13 protein-coding genes and 1 pseudogene are annotated in these 14,454 nt (G+C 74.7%); 11 read left to right on the forward strand and 3 right to left on the reverse strand.

The features are described from left to right. Positions 1-20: 20 nt before the first annotated feature. The 11 genes and pseudogenes from BKA05_RS18705 (at position 21) to BKA05_RS18755 (ending at position 9,480) form a co-directional block, all read left to right on the forward strand. A complete protein-coding gene (locus BKA05_RS18705; RefSeq protein ID WP_218843124.1) occupies positions 21-740 on the forward strand; it encodes a (Fe-S)-binding protein in 720 nt (239 codons plus the stop codon). Then, positions 737-2,212 (forward strand): annotated as a pseudogene (locus tag BKA05_RS18710) (LutB/LldF family L-lactate oxidation iron-sulfur protein); the annotation flags it as partial. The gene BKA05_RS18705 and the pseudogene BKA05_RS18710, both read left to right, overlap by 4 nt. Before the next feature lie 86 nt (positions 2,213-2,298). Beyond that, positions 2,299-2,937: a LutC/YkgG family protein gene (locus BKA05_RS18715; RefSeq protein WP_179532777.1), complete on the forward strand. Its 639-nt coding sequence runs from the start codon at positions 2,299-2,301 to the stop codon at positions 2,935-2,937. A gap of 129 nt (positions 2,938-3,066) precedes the next feature. Then, positions 3,067-3,783, forward strand: coding sequence for an ANTAR domain-containing protein (locus tag BKA05_RS18720; RefSeq protein WP_179532778.1), 717 nt, complete (start codon positions 3,067-3,069; stop codon positions 3,781-3,783). A 5-nt stretch (positions 3,784-3,788) separates the two neighbouring features. After that, entirely contained in the window at positions 3,789-4,526 is a 738-nt protein-coding gene (locus BKA05_RS18725; RefSeq protein WP_246290488.1) for a GAF and ANTAR domain-containing protein, read from the forward strand. 40 nt (positions 4,527-4,566) lie between these two features. Then, a complete protein-coding gene (locus tag BKA05_RS18730; RefSeq protein WP_179532780.1) occupies positions 4,567-5,292 on the forward strand; it encodes a GAF and ANTAR domain-containing protein in 726 nt (241 codons plus the stop codon). 101 nt (positions 5,293-5,393) lie between these two features. Continuing rightward, complete coding sequence (locus BKA05_RS18735) at positions 5,394-6,299, forward strand: sensor histidine kinase (RefSeq protein ID WP_179532781.1); 906 nt, start codon at positions 5,394-5,396, stop codon at positions 6,297-6,299. Further along, the gene (locus BKA05_RS18740) at positions 6,296-6,952 is read left to right on the forward strand and encodes a LuxR C-terminal-related transcriptional regulator (protein WP_246289833.1); all 657 of its coding nucleotides are present in this window, start codon (positions 6,296-6,298) and stop codon (positions 6,950-6,952) included. Before BKA05_RS18735 ends, BKA05_RS18740 begins: the two co-directional genes overlap by 4 nt. Before the next feature lie 129 nt (positions 6,953-7,081). Next, complete coding sequence (locus tag BKA05_RS18745; RefSeq protein WP_179532783.1) at positions 7,082-7,531, forward strand: glycosyltransferase family protein; 450 nt, start codon at positions 7,082-7,084, stop codon at positions 7,529-7,531. Further along, positions 7,528-8,091: a glycosyltransferase gene (locus BKA05_RS20430; RefSeq protein WP_179532784.1), complete on the forward strand. Its 564-nt coding sequence runs from the start codon at positions 7,528-7,530 to the stop codon at positions 8,089-8,091. Before BKA05_RS18745 ends, BKA05_RS20430 begins: the two co-directional genes overlap by 4 nt. A 3-nt stretch (positions 8,092-8,094) precedes the next feature. Continuing rightward, entirely contained in the window at positions 8,095-9,480 is a 1,386-nt protein-coding gene (locus BKA05_RS18755) for an exopolysaccharide biosynthesis polyprenyl glycosylphosphotransferase (protein ID WP_218842462.1), read from the forward strand. On the opposite strand, the gene BKA05_RS20435 is transcribed toward BKA05_RS18755, so the two are convergent. Genes BKA05_RS20435 through BKA05_RS18770 form a run of 3 tightly spaced genes read right to left on the reverse strand, consistent with a single transcriptional unit; the run spans position 9,474 to position 14,441 of the window. Further along, positions 9,474-10,208, reverse strand: a complete 735-nt coding sequence (locus BKA05_RS20435) for a LuxR C-terminal-related transcriptional regulator (protein WP_179532785.1) — start codon at positions 10,206-10,208, stop codon at positions 9,474-9,476. The genes BKA05_RS18755 and BKA05_RS20435 overlap by 7 nt on opposite strands. Beyond that, on the reverse strand, positions 10,205-11,071 hold the full coding sequence (locus BKA05_RS18765) for a hypothetical protein (protein ID WP_179532786.1): 867 nt from the start codon (positions 11,069-11,071) through the stop codon (positions 10,205-10,207). The genes BKA05_RS20435 and BKA05_RS18765 overlap by 4 nt, the downstream gene beginning before the upstream one ends. A 10-nt stretch (positions 11,072-11,081) precedes the next feature. Next, positions 11,082-14,441, reverse strand: a complete 3,360-nt coding sequence (locus BKA05_RS18770; protein WP_179532787.1) for a PKD domain-containing protein — start codon at positions 14,439-14,441, stop codon at positions 11,082-11,084. Between the last annotated feature and the right edge of the window lie 13 nt (positions 14,442-14,454).

The raw sequence follows: 14,454 nt of genomic DNA on the forward strand, positions 1-14,454 counted from the left end.
TTACCTGCGTCAACGACGCGATGTTCCCCGAGGTGGGGAAGGCCGTGGTGCGGCTGCTGCGCCGGCTGGGCTGCGAGGTCGACTTCCCGCGCGCGCAGACCTGCTGCGGGCAGCCGATGGTCAACACCGGCTACCTCGACGAGGCGGTCGGTGCGGTGCGGACCTACGTCGACGCGTTCGCGGGGTACGACGCCGTGGTGACGCCCTCGGGGTCGTGCGCCGGGTCCGCGCGGCACCAGCACGCCATCGTCGGTCGGCGCGCGGGCGAGACCGGGTCGGACCCGGGGCTCGCCTCGGCCGTGGCCGCTGCTGCTCCGACGTACGAGCTGACGGAGTTCCTCGTCGACGTGCTCGGCGTGACCGACGTGGGGGCCTACTTCCCGCACACCGTGACCTACCACCCGACCTGCCACAGCCTGCGGATGCTCGGGGTCGGTGACCGGCCGCTGCGGCTGCTGCGCGAGGTGCGCGGGCTGCGGCTGCACGAGCTCCCGGCCGCCGAGCAGTGCTGCGGCTTCGGCGGCACCTTCGCGATGAAGAACGCCGACACCTCGGTCGCGATGGGCGCCGACAAGGCCCGCCACGTCCGCTCGACCGGTGCCGAGGTGCTGGTCGCCGGGGACTCCTCGTGCCTGATGCACGTCGGCGGCCTGCTCTCGCGGGAGCGCTCGGGGGTGCGCACGGTGCACCTCGCCGAGGTCCTGGCCGCGACGGAGCAGTCGGGGGAGGGGGACCGATGAGCCGCACGTTCGTGGGGATGCCGCCCTTCCCGACCGCCGCGCGCGAGGCGCTCGGCGACACCCAGCTGCGCCACAACCTCACCCACGCGACGGGGGTGATCCGGGACAAGCGGCTGCGGCTGGTCGAGGAGCAGGGGGACCTGTGGGAGCCGCTGCGCCTGGCCGGCGCTGCGGTCAAGCAGCGCGCGCTGGACGACCTGGCCACCCATCTCGAGCAGCTGGAGGCCTCGCTGACCGCGGCCGGTGCGACCGTCCACTGGGCCCGCGACGCCGAGGAGGCCTGCCGGGTCGTGGCGTCCGTGGCGCGCTCGCACGGCGTCGACGAGGTGGTGAAGGTCAAGTCGATGGCCACCGCCGAGATCGAGCTCAACGAGCACCTCGAGCGCGCAGGGATCGCCGCCTGGGAGACCGACCTCGCCGAGCTCATCGTCCAGCTGGGCGAGGACCTGCCCTCCCACATCCTGGTGCCCGCGATCCACCGCAACCGCGCAGAGATCCGCGAGATCTTCCTGCGCCGGATGGCCGCGGTGGGGCGCCCCGCGCCGGCCGACCTGACCGACGAGCCGGAGGTGCTGGCCGCCGCCGCACGCGAGCACCTGCGCGAGAAGTTCCTCCGGGCGAAGGTCGGCGTCTCGGGTGCGAACTTCGCCGTCGCCGAGACCGGCACGCTGGTCGTCGTCGAGTCCGAGGGCAACGGCCGGATGTGCCTGACGCTGCCGGAGGTGCTGGTCAGTGTCGTCGGCATCGAGAAGGTCGTGCCGACCTTCGTCGAGCTCGACCCGCTGATGCGGCTGCTGCCGCGCTCCTCGACCGGTGAGCGGATGAACCCCTACACCTCGATGTGGACCGGGCCGTCCGCGCCCGACGGCACCGCCGACGGTCCGCAGGAGGTGCACGTGGTGCTGCTCGACAACGGCCGCACCCGCGCGCTGGCCGACGAGACGGGCCGCCAGGCGCTGCGCTGCATCCGCTGCTCGGCGTGCCTGAACGTCTGCCCGGTCTACGAGCGCACCGGCGGCCACGCCTACGGCTCGGTCTACCCCGGCCCGATCGGCGCCATCCTCAACCCGCTGCTCACCGGCACCGGGGTGGACGAGCAGACCGACTCCCTGCCCTACGCCTCCACCCTCTGCGGTGCCTGCTTCGAGGCCTGCCCGGTGCGCATCGACATCCCCGAGGTGCTGGTGCACCTGCGCTCGAAGGTCGTCGACGGCCACCGCGGCGACCGGCCCCCCAAGGCGGAGGCGGTGGCGATGAAGGCGGCCGGATGGGCCTTCGCCGACGCCTCGCGGCTCGGTCTGGTCGAGAAGGCATCGGGTCTCTCGGGCCGCGTCCTGGCCCGCCTCTCCCGTACGACGCTGCCCGGCGGTCGCCCGGCCACCGGCCGGCTCCCGGGGCCGGCCGCGGCCTGGACCGGCGCGCGCGACCTCCCCGCCCCGCCCGCGGAGTCGTTCCGCGCCTGGTGGGACCGCACCGACGGCGGCCGGTCGGAGCGTGGGACGTCATACGACCAGCAGCAGGGGACGTCCCGTCCGTATGACGTCCCGGAGGAGTCCTGATGAACGCCCACAGGTCGGCCAGGGACGAGATCCTCGGGCGGGTCCGGTCGGCCCTGGCAGGCGTCGAGCCCACCCCGGAGCCGGTCGTCGCGCCGCGGGCGGTCCACGACCCGCCCCGCAGCCAGGCGCAGGTGGTCGACCTGTTCGCCGAGCGCGTCGCCGACTACCGAGCCGTCGTCGACCGGGTCGCGCCCGCAGACCTGGCCCGGCACCTGGTGAGCCTGTTCGCCGCGACGGAACGGGTCGTCGTACCCTCCGGACTCGATGGCGCCCTGCGAGCCGCGGTCCCCCACCCGGTCGTCGACGAGGAGCTCTCCGCGGCGGAGCTCGACACCGTCGACGCCGTGCTCACCACTGCCTGCGTCGGCATCGCCGAGACCGGCACGATCGTGCTCGACCACGGCCCCGGCCAGGGCCGGCGGGCGCTCACCCTCGTGCCCGACCGGCACGTGTGCGTGGTGCGCGCCGACCAGGTCGTCCCCGACGTCCCGGACGCGATGGCCAGGCTCGCGGCATCGGTGGCGAGCGGGCGGCCGCTCACCTGGGTCTCCGGACCCAGTGCCACCAGCGACATCGAGCTCACCAGGGTCGAGGGCGTCCACGGCCCGCGGGTCCTCCACGTGGTCCTCGTCGACTGAGGGGTCACGCGACCACGGGTGGCGACCAGACCCACCCGTGGGGGTGAGGCGCGGCGGCGAGCCGCCCACGGCGCCCGGGTGTGGGAGCATGGACGATCGGCCCCTGCGGCCGCAGTCGGGAGGCAACACATGGTCACGTCGGTCGACGGCGCGGTGACCAGGCTCCTGGCGGACCTGGACGACGCCCCGGTCCTGTCGCGAGCCGCCGACGCCCTGGTCCGCTTCGCCGAGGACGTGTTCTCCAGCAGCCTCACCGCCCTGACCCTGCACACGGCCGCGGGCCCGCAGTGGCTGGCCGTCAACGACCGTGACCAGCTCGACGAGCTGCTGGGCAGCCTGGCGCGGGCCCTGGGTGGCGGGACCGGCGGGGGTGCCTGCGGGTTCCCGCTCCCCGAGCCCGGTGCCGCCTTCTCGGTGCCCGACGTGCGGGCCGATCGTCGCTACGCCTGGAGCGCCGGCGTGGCACGGACCGGCCTGCGGGCCGTCCTCGTCCTCGGGTTGCCGCACGTGAGGCGGCGCCCGGTCACGCTCGACCTGTTCTCCCCGGTCCCGGCGGGGCTCACGGCGGCTCGCAGCCCCCAGGTGGACCGGGTGCTGCACGTCGCCGGGCTGGGCCTGCGTCAGCTGGACCGGGCCGAGAACCTCGAGGTCGCGCTGCGCACCCGCACCCTGATCGGTCAGGCCCAGGGCATCTTGATGCAGCGCCTCGGGCTGAGCTCCGAGCAGGCCCTGGCCTACCTCCGGAGGGTCTCGATGGAGCAGCACAGCAAGGTGAGCGTGCTCGCCGAGCGCCTCGTCCTCGAGGCGGAGGGTGCCGAGACCGCCCGTGACGACGTGGTGCCGTGAGCGAGATGTCCGACATCCTGATCGCCCTCCTCGACGACCCCCGCCGCGACCTCGGTCTGCCCGAGCTGGTGTGCCGCGACGCCGTACGCCGGCTCGGGAGCGTCGGAGGAGCGGCGCTGTGCCTGGGCCAGGACGAGCTCGAGCTCGACCTGGTGGCGGGCTCCGACGACGCCGCCGTCGCCCTGGAGCGCAAGCAGCTCGACCTGGGTGAGGGTCCCTGCCTCGACGCGCACCGCACCGGCGCGATCGTCCACCTCACCGACCCGGTGGACGATCGGGAACGCTGGCCGCTGTACTCCCGGGCCGTGCAGGAGGCCGGGGTGCGAGCCGTGCTGGCCCTGCCGCTGCGGGTGGGGGGCATCCGGCTGGGGGCGCTCGACCTCTACCTCGACCGGCCGGGCACCCTGACGGGGACCGAGCTGACCTGGGCGGTGGCCTACGCCGAGACCTCGGTGCTGGTGCTGCTGCACCTGCACGAGGAGGGCCGCGACCCTGCTGCCGCGGGGACCTCCGCCCCCGACGTCTCCTGGCTCTCCGAGCACCTGCTCGAGGACGACGCCTTCCTCGACGCCGCCTTCCAGGGCGCCCCGGAGGTGCACCAGGCCACGGGGATGGTCGCGGTCCAGGCGGACGTCACGCTGACCGAGGCCCTGCTGCTCCTGCGCGCCCGGGCCTTCGCCTCGGGCCGCTCCCTGCCGGAGGTCGCGCGCGCCGTCGTGTCCCGGCACCTGAGGTTCCCATGAGGACGACCGCCGGCTCGGCCCGGCGTGGAAAGGTGGGGGAATGACCCGCGAACAGCTCCTGGCCAGGACGTTCCTGGAGCTCGCCGACACCCTGGGCGACGACTTCGACGTCCTGGACTTCCTGCAGCGGCTGGTGGACCGGACGGCGGAGATCACGGGGGTGACCGCGGCGGGGCTGATCCTGCTCGACCACCGGGACCGCCTGCAGCTGGTCGCGTCCACCACGCACGGCGCGCGCGAGCTCGAGCTGTTCACCCTGGCGATCGACGAGGGGCCGTGCCTCGAGGTGGCCGGCCACGGGGTGTCCATGGTCAACCTCGGTGCCGAGGAGTCCCTCGAGCGCTGGCCCCGCTTCACCCAGGCCGCCCAGCTCCACGGGTTCCGCACCACCCACGTCGTGCCCATGCGCCTGCGGGAGCGGGTGCTCGGCGCTCTGAGCGGCTTCGACGTCGAGGAGTCCCGGCTCGACGTCGACACCGTGGCGGTGATGGAGGCGATGGCCGGCGTGGCCACGATCGGCCTGATCCAGGAGCGCACGCCCCGGCAACGGGAGCTGATGGCCCAGCAGCTCCAGCGGGCCCTGCGCCTGCGCGTCGAGGTGGAGCAGGCCAAGGGCATGGTGGCCGAGCTGGTGGACACCGACGTCGGCCGCGCCTTCGACCTGCTCGCCGGCTACAGCCGCCGGACGGGCACCCCCCTCGGCGCCGTGACCAGTGCCGTCCTGGAGCGGCGTCTGGGTCCCCGGGAGCTGCTCGCCGACGGGTGACCCCTGCGACGTCACCGCGTCGCGGCACGCCTGGTTTGACGCTCGGTTGACCGTGGTTTCACGCGCTCGTGCCCTCATGGGTAAAGAAACTGGAGGGCGCGATGGACACGGACATCTCTCAGGGCGCTTCCCGCGCCGACACCTACCTGCTGACGGCCGCCGTGGTGACCTGGTCGATGGTCGCCGTCGCCGCGGTCAGCCTGCTGACCCGCGCGGAGTGGCGGGGGGAGGTGCTGATCGCGGTCTGCCTGGCGACCGTGGTGCTCCCGGCGCTGGCGCTCACCCTGGTCCGGCTGCGTCGCGCGTGCCGTCGGGCCGACGCCGACCTGGCCGAGCTGGAGGTCGTCGCCCATCGCTCCGCTCGAGCGCTGCAGCACGACGAGGACCGTCTCCACGAGCTGAGGGAGACCTGCGCGGGCGTGGTCCTCAGCGAGCAGCTCATCCGCTCCGCCGAGTCGCGTCACGACCAGGCGACGCTGGCACGGTTGCGCAGTCTGCACGACCGTGAGCTCGACCGCCTCCAGCGGCTGCTGCGACCGGCGGGCCTCGGGCCCGGGCGGACCACCTTCTCGCTGCGCGAGGTCGTCGAGGAGTGCGTCGGTGCCGCCCGCCTGAGAGGGGTCAGGGTGCAGCACCGGTGGTCGGGGACCGACGTGCAGGTGCCGGGCCAGGTGCGGGAGATCCTGCACGTGCTGCTGGAGAACGCAGCGGCCCACGCCCCCGGCAGCCCGGTCGAGGTGGTCGTCGGCCGCACCGGCTCGGTCGCCACGGTCCGGGTGCGCGACCGCGGGGCCGGCGTACCCCCCGAGCTCGGGGACCGGATCTTCGAACGCGGCACCCGCGGCCCGACGTCCTCCGGGACCGGCACCGGCCTCGCGCTGGCCCGCCGCCTCTCGGAGGAGATCGGTGGCAGGCTGGCGCTGGGCGCACCGCTGCCCGGCGGCGGCGGGGACTTCGAGCTGCGGGTCGACGTCAGGGGTGAGGCATGCCGCGCACTCGAGGTATGACCCGGGTCGCGATCGTCGAGGACCACCGCCTCTTCGCCGAGTCCCTGGAGCTCGCCCTGGGCATGGAGGGCCACGAGGTGCACCGGGTGCTGGTCCCCACCTGCGGGGCGCCGGCCGGGGGGCTGCTCACGTCCGTGCTGAGGGTGCGCCCCCGGGTGGTCCTCCTCGACCTCGACCTGGGGACCGCGGGGTCGGGCTCCAGGTTGGTCCAACCCCTGGCCCGCGCCGGGTGCGGCGTCATCGTGGTCACCGGGTGCGGGGACCTCGCCCGCTGGGGCGAGTGCCTGCGCTACGGCGCCAGGGGCGTGCTGGAGAAGACCGCGCCCCTCAACAGCATCCTCGCCGCCATCCGGCTGACCGGTGAGGGGCGTGCGGTGCTGTCCCGCGAGGAGCGCGAACGACTGCTCCTGCTCTTCCACCAGGAGAAGCAGGAGCTCCAGGTCGTCCGGGACCGGCTCGAGCGGCTGACGGCCAGGGAGGCCCAGGTCCTCGAGCGACTGATGGACGGCAGGACGGTGCGTGAGATCGCCCACGAGGCGGTGGTCTCGGAGGCCACCGTCCGCACCCAGGTCAAGGCGGTGCTCTCCAAGCTCGAGGTCTCCTCGCAGCTCGCCGCCGTCGGCATGGCGCACCGCGCGCGCTGGCGTTCCTAGCCGCTCGCCGCGGTCGCGGCGGCAGGTACCCACTTCTGGCGATGTAGGCGGCCCCCGGCGTTCCTAGGTTGGCCACGAGGCCGGTGCACGTCCGGGGCGGACCCGGGTCGAGCCGGTCGAGGAGGCGACATGAAGGTCCTGCTCGTGTGCTCGTCGGGCGGCCACCTGGCCCAGCTCATGGCCCTGCGGCCGTGGTGGTCCCAGCACCAACGGCACTGGGTCACCTTCGACACCGCCGACGCCGTCAGCAAGCTCGACGGGGAGTCGGTCAGCTGGGCCCACCACCCCACCACCCGCAACGTGAAGAACCTCGTGCTCAACACCGGACTGGCGGTCCGCACCATGGCCCGCGAGCGGCCCGACGTGGTGGTCACCACCGGGGCGGCGGTCGCGGTCCCGTTCGTCTGGTTGCACCGCCCCTTCGGCGCCGCCTCGGTCTACCTCGAGGTCTTCGACCGGATCGAGACCCGCACCCTGACCGGCCGCCTCTGCCGGCCCGCGACCGATCTCTTCCTGGTCCAGTGGCCCGAGCAGCAGAGCCTGGTCCGCGGCAGCGTGCTGCTCGGCGGTGTCTGGTGACCGGCCCGCTGGTGGCCGTCCTGGTCGGCACCGACCACCACGACTTCAGCCGGCTCGTGGGGTGGGTCCACGACCTGGCCACGCGGCCCGTCCGGCACGGCCTGGAGGGCGCCTCCTGGACCCTCCAGCACGGGGCGACCCCGGTGGTGGGTCCGTTCCCCCCGGCGGTGCGGGCCGTCGAGCTGCTCGGGATCCACGAGCTCGAGGACCTGCTCTCCCGGGCCGCCGCCGTGGTCACGCACGGGGGACCGGGGCTGATCATGGAGGCGCGTGCCCTGGGCCACCTGCCGCTGGTGGTGCCGCGCGACCCTCGGCTCGGGGAGCACGTGGACGACCACCAGCAACGCTTCGCCCGACGCGCCGCCGAGGCCGGCCTCGTGCAGGCGGTGGGTTCGGTCGAGGAGCTCGCGGTGGGGCTGCGTCGCCGCCTCCGTCGCCCCGTGGACGCCGCCGGCGCCCGGCCGGCCATGGCCGGCGCCGGCGGCGCGGGGTCAGAGGCAGGGGCCGGCGCGGTCGCCCGCTTCGGTCAGCTGATGGACGAGCTCGTCAGGCCGCGTTGACCCGTGGCGACGCTGCTCGGCGAGATCGCCCGGCCCACCTCGGCCGGGACGGTCCCCGCCACGCCCCGGCTGAGACCGGACCGCCTGCTGCCCTGGGGCGACGGCCTGGCGGGTGCCGTGGCCGGCGGGGTCGGCCTCGGGCAGACCCCGCTGGGGCCGTGGCCGGTGGCCGCGGTGGCGATCGCCGTGGGCTGGACGCTGCTCCTGGCCTGGTTCCGGGCCTACGACCGGGTGTCGATGGCCCTGCCCGCGGTGCGGCACGCCGTGCCGCAGGCGGGCCTGGCGCTGGTCGGTCTCCCGCTGCTGCCGGCCGCGCTGCTCGGCGCCCGGGTGAACGCCCCCGTCCTGCTGGGGATGGCGGCCTGGTGCGCGGCCAGCGCGGTGCTGCTGCGCCTGCCGGCACGACGCCACCCCGCCAGGCTCGTGGTGGCCGGCCACCACGACGGCGTACGCCGGACGATGCACGCCCTGGAGCGGGACCCTCGCGTGCAGGTGGTGGGCGCCTGCGTGGCAGGTGCCCGCGGCGACCGTGGGCTGCCGGTGCCGACCGACGTGGGGTTCGAGCGCCTGCCCGAGCTGGCCCGACGCCTCGATGCCGACGGTGTCGTCGTGCTGCCCTGCCGGCACCTCGACGCCCCTCGGCTACGGCGGCTCGGGTGGACCCTCGAGCAGGAAGGGGTCCACCTCCTGCTCAGTCCCGGGCTGGTCGACGTGACGCGGGGGCGCGGTCACCTGCGCGAGTACGGCGACCTCGGGCTGCTCCACGTCCGGCACCCCGACCTCGTCGGGCCGCGCCGCGTGGTCAAGGAGGTGGGCGAGCGGGCCCTGGCCGCGACGGCGCTGCTGGTCGCGAGCCCGCTCCTGGTGTGCCTGGCGCTGCTCGTGCGCCTCGACACCCCCGGGCCGGCCTTCTTCACCCAGGAGCGGGTCGGCCGGCACGGTCGGGTGTTCCGGATGATCAAGCTGCGCAGCATGGTGCCGGACGCGAGCCACCGGCTGGCGATGCTGCTCGAGGACAACGAGGCCGACGGGGAGCTGTTCAAGATCCGTGCGGACCCCCGCGTGACCCGCCTGGGCCGCTGGCTGCGGCGTACGTCGTTGGACGAGCTGCCGCAGCTGGTCAACGTGGTCCTGGGCGACATGGCACTGGTCGGGCCCCGGCCGCCGCTGCCCCACGAGGTGGCGGGCTACGACGGCGACGCCCGTCGCCGGCTGGTGGTCAAGCCCGGACTCACCGGGTTGTGGCAGGTCTCGGGCCGCTCGGACCTCTCCTGGTCCGACACCGTGCGGCTGGACCTGCGCTACGTCGACAACTGGTCGCTGGGCCTGGACGCCGCGATCCTGGCGCGCACCCTGCGGGCGGTCGCGACCGGTCGCGGTGCCTACTGAGGCCGACGCTCGACCGGGCCGCCGCGCCCCACGGGGAGCGAGCGTCGGTAGGCCGCGACGGCCGCGAGCTGCGAGCTCACCTCCAGCTTGCGCAGCACCGCCTTCACCTGGCTGCGCACCGTGCCCTCGCTGACCCCCGTGAGGTCGGCGATGGCGCGGACGGTCAGCCCGTCGTAGAGCAGGGCCAGCACCGAGTGCTCGCGAGGGGAGAGACGGCGCATCCGCTGCTCCTCGGCGAGCCGGGCGGCGTCGTCCGCCCGCCACTCGCGGATCCGACGCTCGCGGTCGGCCCTGCTCATCACGAGCCGCCGCGCCATCAGCGCGTGCAGGGTGTGCACGAGCTGCTCGAGCGGGATCGTGGTCGGGACCACGGCCTGCAGCCCCGCGGCGACCAGCTCGCCCCACGCGACGTCCTGGGGGTCGTTGACCAGCAGCAGCCAGGGCATCGGCAGGGCCGAGACGAGGCCGGCGGCCTGCGTACGACGGCGCGGGTCGTCCAGGTCCCCCACGACCAGGCCGGCCATCGGCCGGTGGGCCATCACCTGGCGGCGGGCCGCCGCATCCAGCCGCGAGCGGGGCCAGAGCATGGCCTGGACGAGGAAGTCCCGGCTCTCGAGCGCGACGCGGACGGCGTCGCCGACCAGGGGCTGGTCCGACACCAGCACCAGCCGCACCCGCGGGGGGCGCAGGCCCGGGGTCTGCCCGCGGCCGGCGGGGCCGGTGGTCACGGCTGAGGGTCCGAGACCGCGACCACGACGTTGTCGATCCAGCCGTTGAACTGATCGGTGGAGGACACGGTGACCTCACCGTCGTCACCGACCTTCGTGCCCACTGTCAGGGGGGTGCGTCGTGGGAAGGAGACCGCGCCGGTCACACCGTCGGCTGTCGCCACCGCGGTCTCGGCCCGCCGCCCCTCCAGGGGGCGCAGGGACAGCGTGAGGCCCGCGGGGTTCCGCGTGCAGGTCAGCCGGTACCAGCGTCGGCGGTCCACCGCCTCGTCGAGCCGGGCGACCAGGGCCCCCTCCTCCCCGGCGACCCGGCACGAGCCCACCCCGTGGTCGACCTGCAGCTTGTACTGAGCGCTGTCGGCGTAGAGCCCGCGCTGCACCAGGTTGTCCCCGTCGTCGGTGCTGAGACCGTCCGAGGTCTTGTCCAGGCGGAAGTCGGCGCCGACGGTGAACGCGGCGTCCCCCGGCGAGAGCGGGTCGGCCTCGCCGCGCGGGACCCGGACCACGAGCCCGGCCGAGCGGGGTGCTGCCGCGGCGAGGCCCGGGAGCCGCGCCGAGTCCCCGGTGAGTCCCGGGCCGCGCCTGACGCGTCCGCCCGCCGCGGTCACCACCGCGACGTCGACCTGCGCGGTGCCGGTGCTCGCGGTGGTCGCCATGATGCTGCCGACCGGCCCCGGCCAGTCGTCGAAGCGCAGCTCGAGCACCGTCACGGCGTCCGGGTCGTGCGGGGTCAGGCCCTCCGCCTGCGTGCTCCGGGCCAGCGGGTCGGGGACGCCGGCCGGTGCTGCACACCCCGACAGCAGGGCCAGCGGGAGGAGCGCGGCCAGGGCCCGCACGCGGTCGGGGCCGGGAACCGGTGGCATCGCACGCTCCTCACCCTGTGGCATGCACGACGGAGAACATCAGGGTCCGGGTGACCGCAGGGTCGCTGGTGGCGACGTCGCCGCCCGGGTCGCCGGGTGCCACCGCGGCCCCCAGGTCGCCGCCGATCCCGGTCAGTCGCCCGCCTCCCGCGCCGGCGGCGCTGGTGCGGACCTCGAGCTGCGGGGGTGCGGTCCAGGTGACGGCTCCGGAGCGCTTGGCGACCCAGTGCCGCGACACCCAGCCACCACCCGGGGGCACAGTGACCGCCGGTGCCGTGTGCTGCGTGGCGGAACCCGACTGCACGCTGATCGCGTGGTCGACCACGCGGCTCTCACCCCCCGAGGACCGGTAGGCCTCCAGGGTGAAGACGTCCTTGGCGTAGCCGGAGGTCGGCACGGTGAGCGTGGATCCCGCGTCGGCGGCCGTCGCGGTGCGCGTCCAGCTGCGGCCCTGGATGCCGGTGCCGACCACCGAGTCGAGGACCGTCCACCCGGCGGGGTCGCTGATCGTGACCGCGGTGTTGTTCAGCGTCAGGTAGGCCACCAGCGTGTCGCCGGGACGGACCGCGCCGGGCACGGTGAGCCGGTGCCGGTCGGTGTTGCCGGCCGAGGAGTCGGCCGCCACGAAGGTGATCCCCCCGGTGGTCGGCGGCTGCACCGTCACCTGGCGCGAGGTGCTGGCGGTGCCGCCGGCGCTGGAGGTGACCGTGAGGGTCACGGTGTACGTGCCCGCTGCGGCGTACGGGTGGCTCGGCGTCGGTCCGGACCCGCTGGCCCCGTCGCCGAACTGCCACAGGTAGGTGGGGGTGCCGCCCGGCGTGGTGGAGGCGGTCCCGTCGAAGGTGCAGGTCTGACCGGTGCACGACTCGGAGAAGGACGCGGTCGGCGTCACCGGGTCGGGCGAGCCCTCGGGGCCCACGAAGAGCGTGCGCGCCGCCCAGTCGGTGCCGTCCACGCCCGGCCCGGAGACCACCTGCTCGGTGCCCGGGACCGGAGCGCCGGACTGCGCCCCCTGGCTCCAGGCGGCCCGGTGCAGGTCGCCGTCGGTCGTGGCCCAGAACAGGTGGGAGTCGGTGACGAACATGCCACGGGCGCCGCTGAGGTCCAGGCCGGTGGCGACCTGCAGGCGCTGGGCACCCACCACGCCGCTGCTCGGGGTGAAGTAGCGGTAGTACAACCGCGGGTCGCCGGCCCGGGTGAAGTAGAGCCGGCCCCCGTCCAGGAACATGCCGGTGCTGGCCGCCACGTCGTCGTGCCAGGCCGCGAGGGCGACGATCCGGTCGGCGGTGTCGACCGGGCTCGCCGGACCGTAGGTCGTACCGGTGAAGCGCCGGCTCGTCAGCGCGCCGTCGTCGGTCGCGGTGTAGAGCGTCTCGCCGACCATGAAGGCGCCGCGGACCCGGTCCCAGTCGATGCCGCCGGCCGGTGCCGTGCCGGTCGCCCCGGCGGTGCTCCCGTCGAAGGAGCGCCGCTGCAGGCCGCCGGTCGTGGGGGTGGGTGCCGGGAGGTCGGTCCGCAGGATCTCGATGCCGTTCACGAGCGGGTTCTCCACCACGTGCGCCAGGTCGATGTCCACGGTGCCGTCGCTGGTGATCGTGAACTCCTCCACGGTGCCGACGTCATGACCGGCCGCGACCACGATGTCGTAGTCGTCGAGGACCGTCGTGCCGTCGATCGCCACGTCGAAGACGCGCTGCCCGGGCTGGCTCGTGCCGCTGTAGCGGTTGGCGAAGTACAGGCGGACCTCCAGCGGCGTGCCTGCCGGCACCGGGAAGTCCCACTCCTGCTCCGGGACCGGCGAGGGGTCCCACAGCTCCGTGGCGAACACGGCGCGGGGAGTCCCCGCGGGCACGGCGGGGGTCACGGCCGGGATCGCGCCGTACCCCGCCGAGTTCTGACCCGAGGAGTGGTACGGCGACGGGTCGGTCGTGGTGTCGGCGTCCCACGCCGGGCCGCTGCCCGGCACCAGGGACGGGCCCCCGGCGTTGACCCGGTAGAGGACGCGGGGATCGGGGCTGGTCCCCGCCGAGCCGCCGAGGTAGACGTCGGCGGGCAGCCGGGGGGTGCGCACGGCGGGGTAGCTGGAGCCACCGCTCGGCAGCAGCGCGATCCTGCCGCGGTACTGGTAGTCGCCGATCCGGTCGGTGTCGGAGGCGACCCACAGGCCACGGGCGGTGAGCAGGTAGTCGAAGACCCCGACGCCCTTGTCGCGGGTCGGGTCCCAGTCCAGCGGGAGGCCGTTGGACGGGTCCAGGGCGGCGATGCCCTCCCGGGAGACCGCTCCCGGGCCGGGCCGGTCGCCGGCGAAGGGGTTGTTCCACCAGCGCTGGTGCCCACCGACGTACACCGCGGCGTCGGTCGCCTCCACGGCGTACGTCGTGTCACCGCCGGTGTGGTCGATCCAGGACGGGCGGACGTCGGCGCCGGTCGACGCGGTCTCGAACCTGGCCACCGTGTCGCAGGCGGTCGAAGGGCCGCCGTAGGCCCCGGTCGTGCTCACGACGAGGTAGCGGCCGTCGGGGGAGAAGTCCACGTCGCGCATGTAGGAGTCGAAGACCGAGGCACAGGGATCGGTGTAGAAGTCGGTCCGCCAGGGGCCCGGGGCCGCGCTCGGCCCGGTGAGGTCGAGCATCAGGAACTGGTGGTTCCGCACCCCGGCGAGGGTGTCGAAGTTGCCCACCGCCGCCAGGCGGGAGCCGTCGGGGGCGAGGTCCATCTGCAGGACCTGCGTCGCGCCCTCGTTGTGGTAGCCCGCGAGCGGGAGCGACATGTAGCCCTGGGGTGCGCCCGTGGTGGGGTCGACGGTGGTCAGCGCGGTCTGGCCGCGTCCACCGACGTGGGTGAAGGCACCGCCCACCCACAACCGTCCGTCGGCCAGCTCGAGGTCGCGCACCTGACCGGTGATCGCACCGGGGTTGAACCCGGTGACCAACCCGCCGTCGGAGACGCGGATCCGGGCCAGCCGCTGGCGCGAGGCGCCGGCGATCGAGGTGTAGGCGCCCCCGACGTACACGGTGCTGCCGTCCGGCGCCGGCAGCACCGTGCGCACGGTGCCGTTCGGGTTCGGGCGGAAGGCCGGATCGATCTTGCCGGTGCTGGCGCTGAAGGCCAGCAGCCCGTTGCGGGTGACCACGGCAGTGTCCCCGCTGTCGTTGCGCGCCCGGGTGAAGGAGCCACCCAGCACGATCGTGTCCCCGACCTGGACGACGGAGTACACCCGGCCGTCGAGCACGTGGGGGGTCCCCGGGGCGGGCCGCTCGGCGACCAGCTCCCCACCGGGGGTGTCGGCCGAGGCGACCGGGGTGGCCGTCCAGGTGGCGACCGCCGTGGCCAGGGCGGCGATGACGAGGAGTGCCGGACGAGCGCGCATGGGACTACCTGCC

The sequence above is a fragment of the Nocardioides marinus genome (genome assembly GCF_013408145.1).
GTDB lineage: Bacteria > Actinomycetota > Actinomycetes > Propionibacteriales > Nocardioidaceae > Nocardioides > Nocardioides marinus.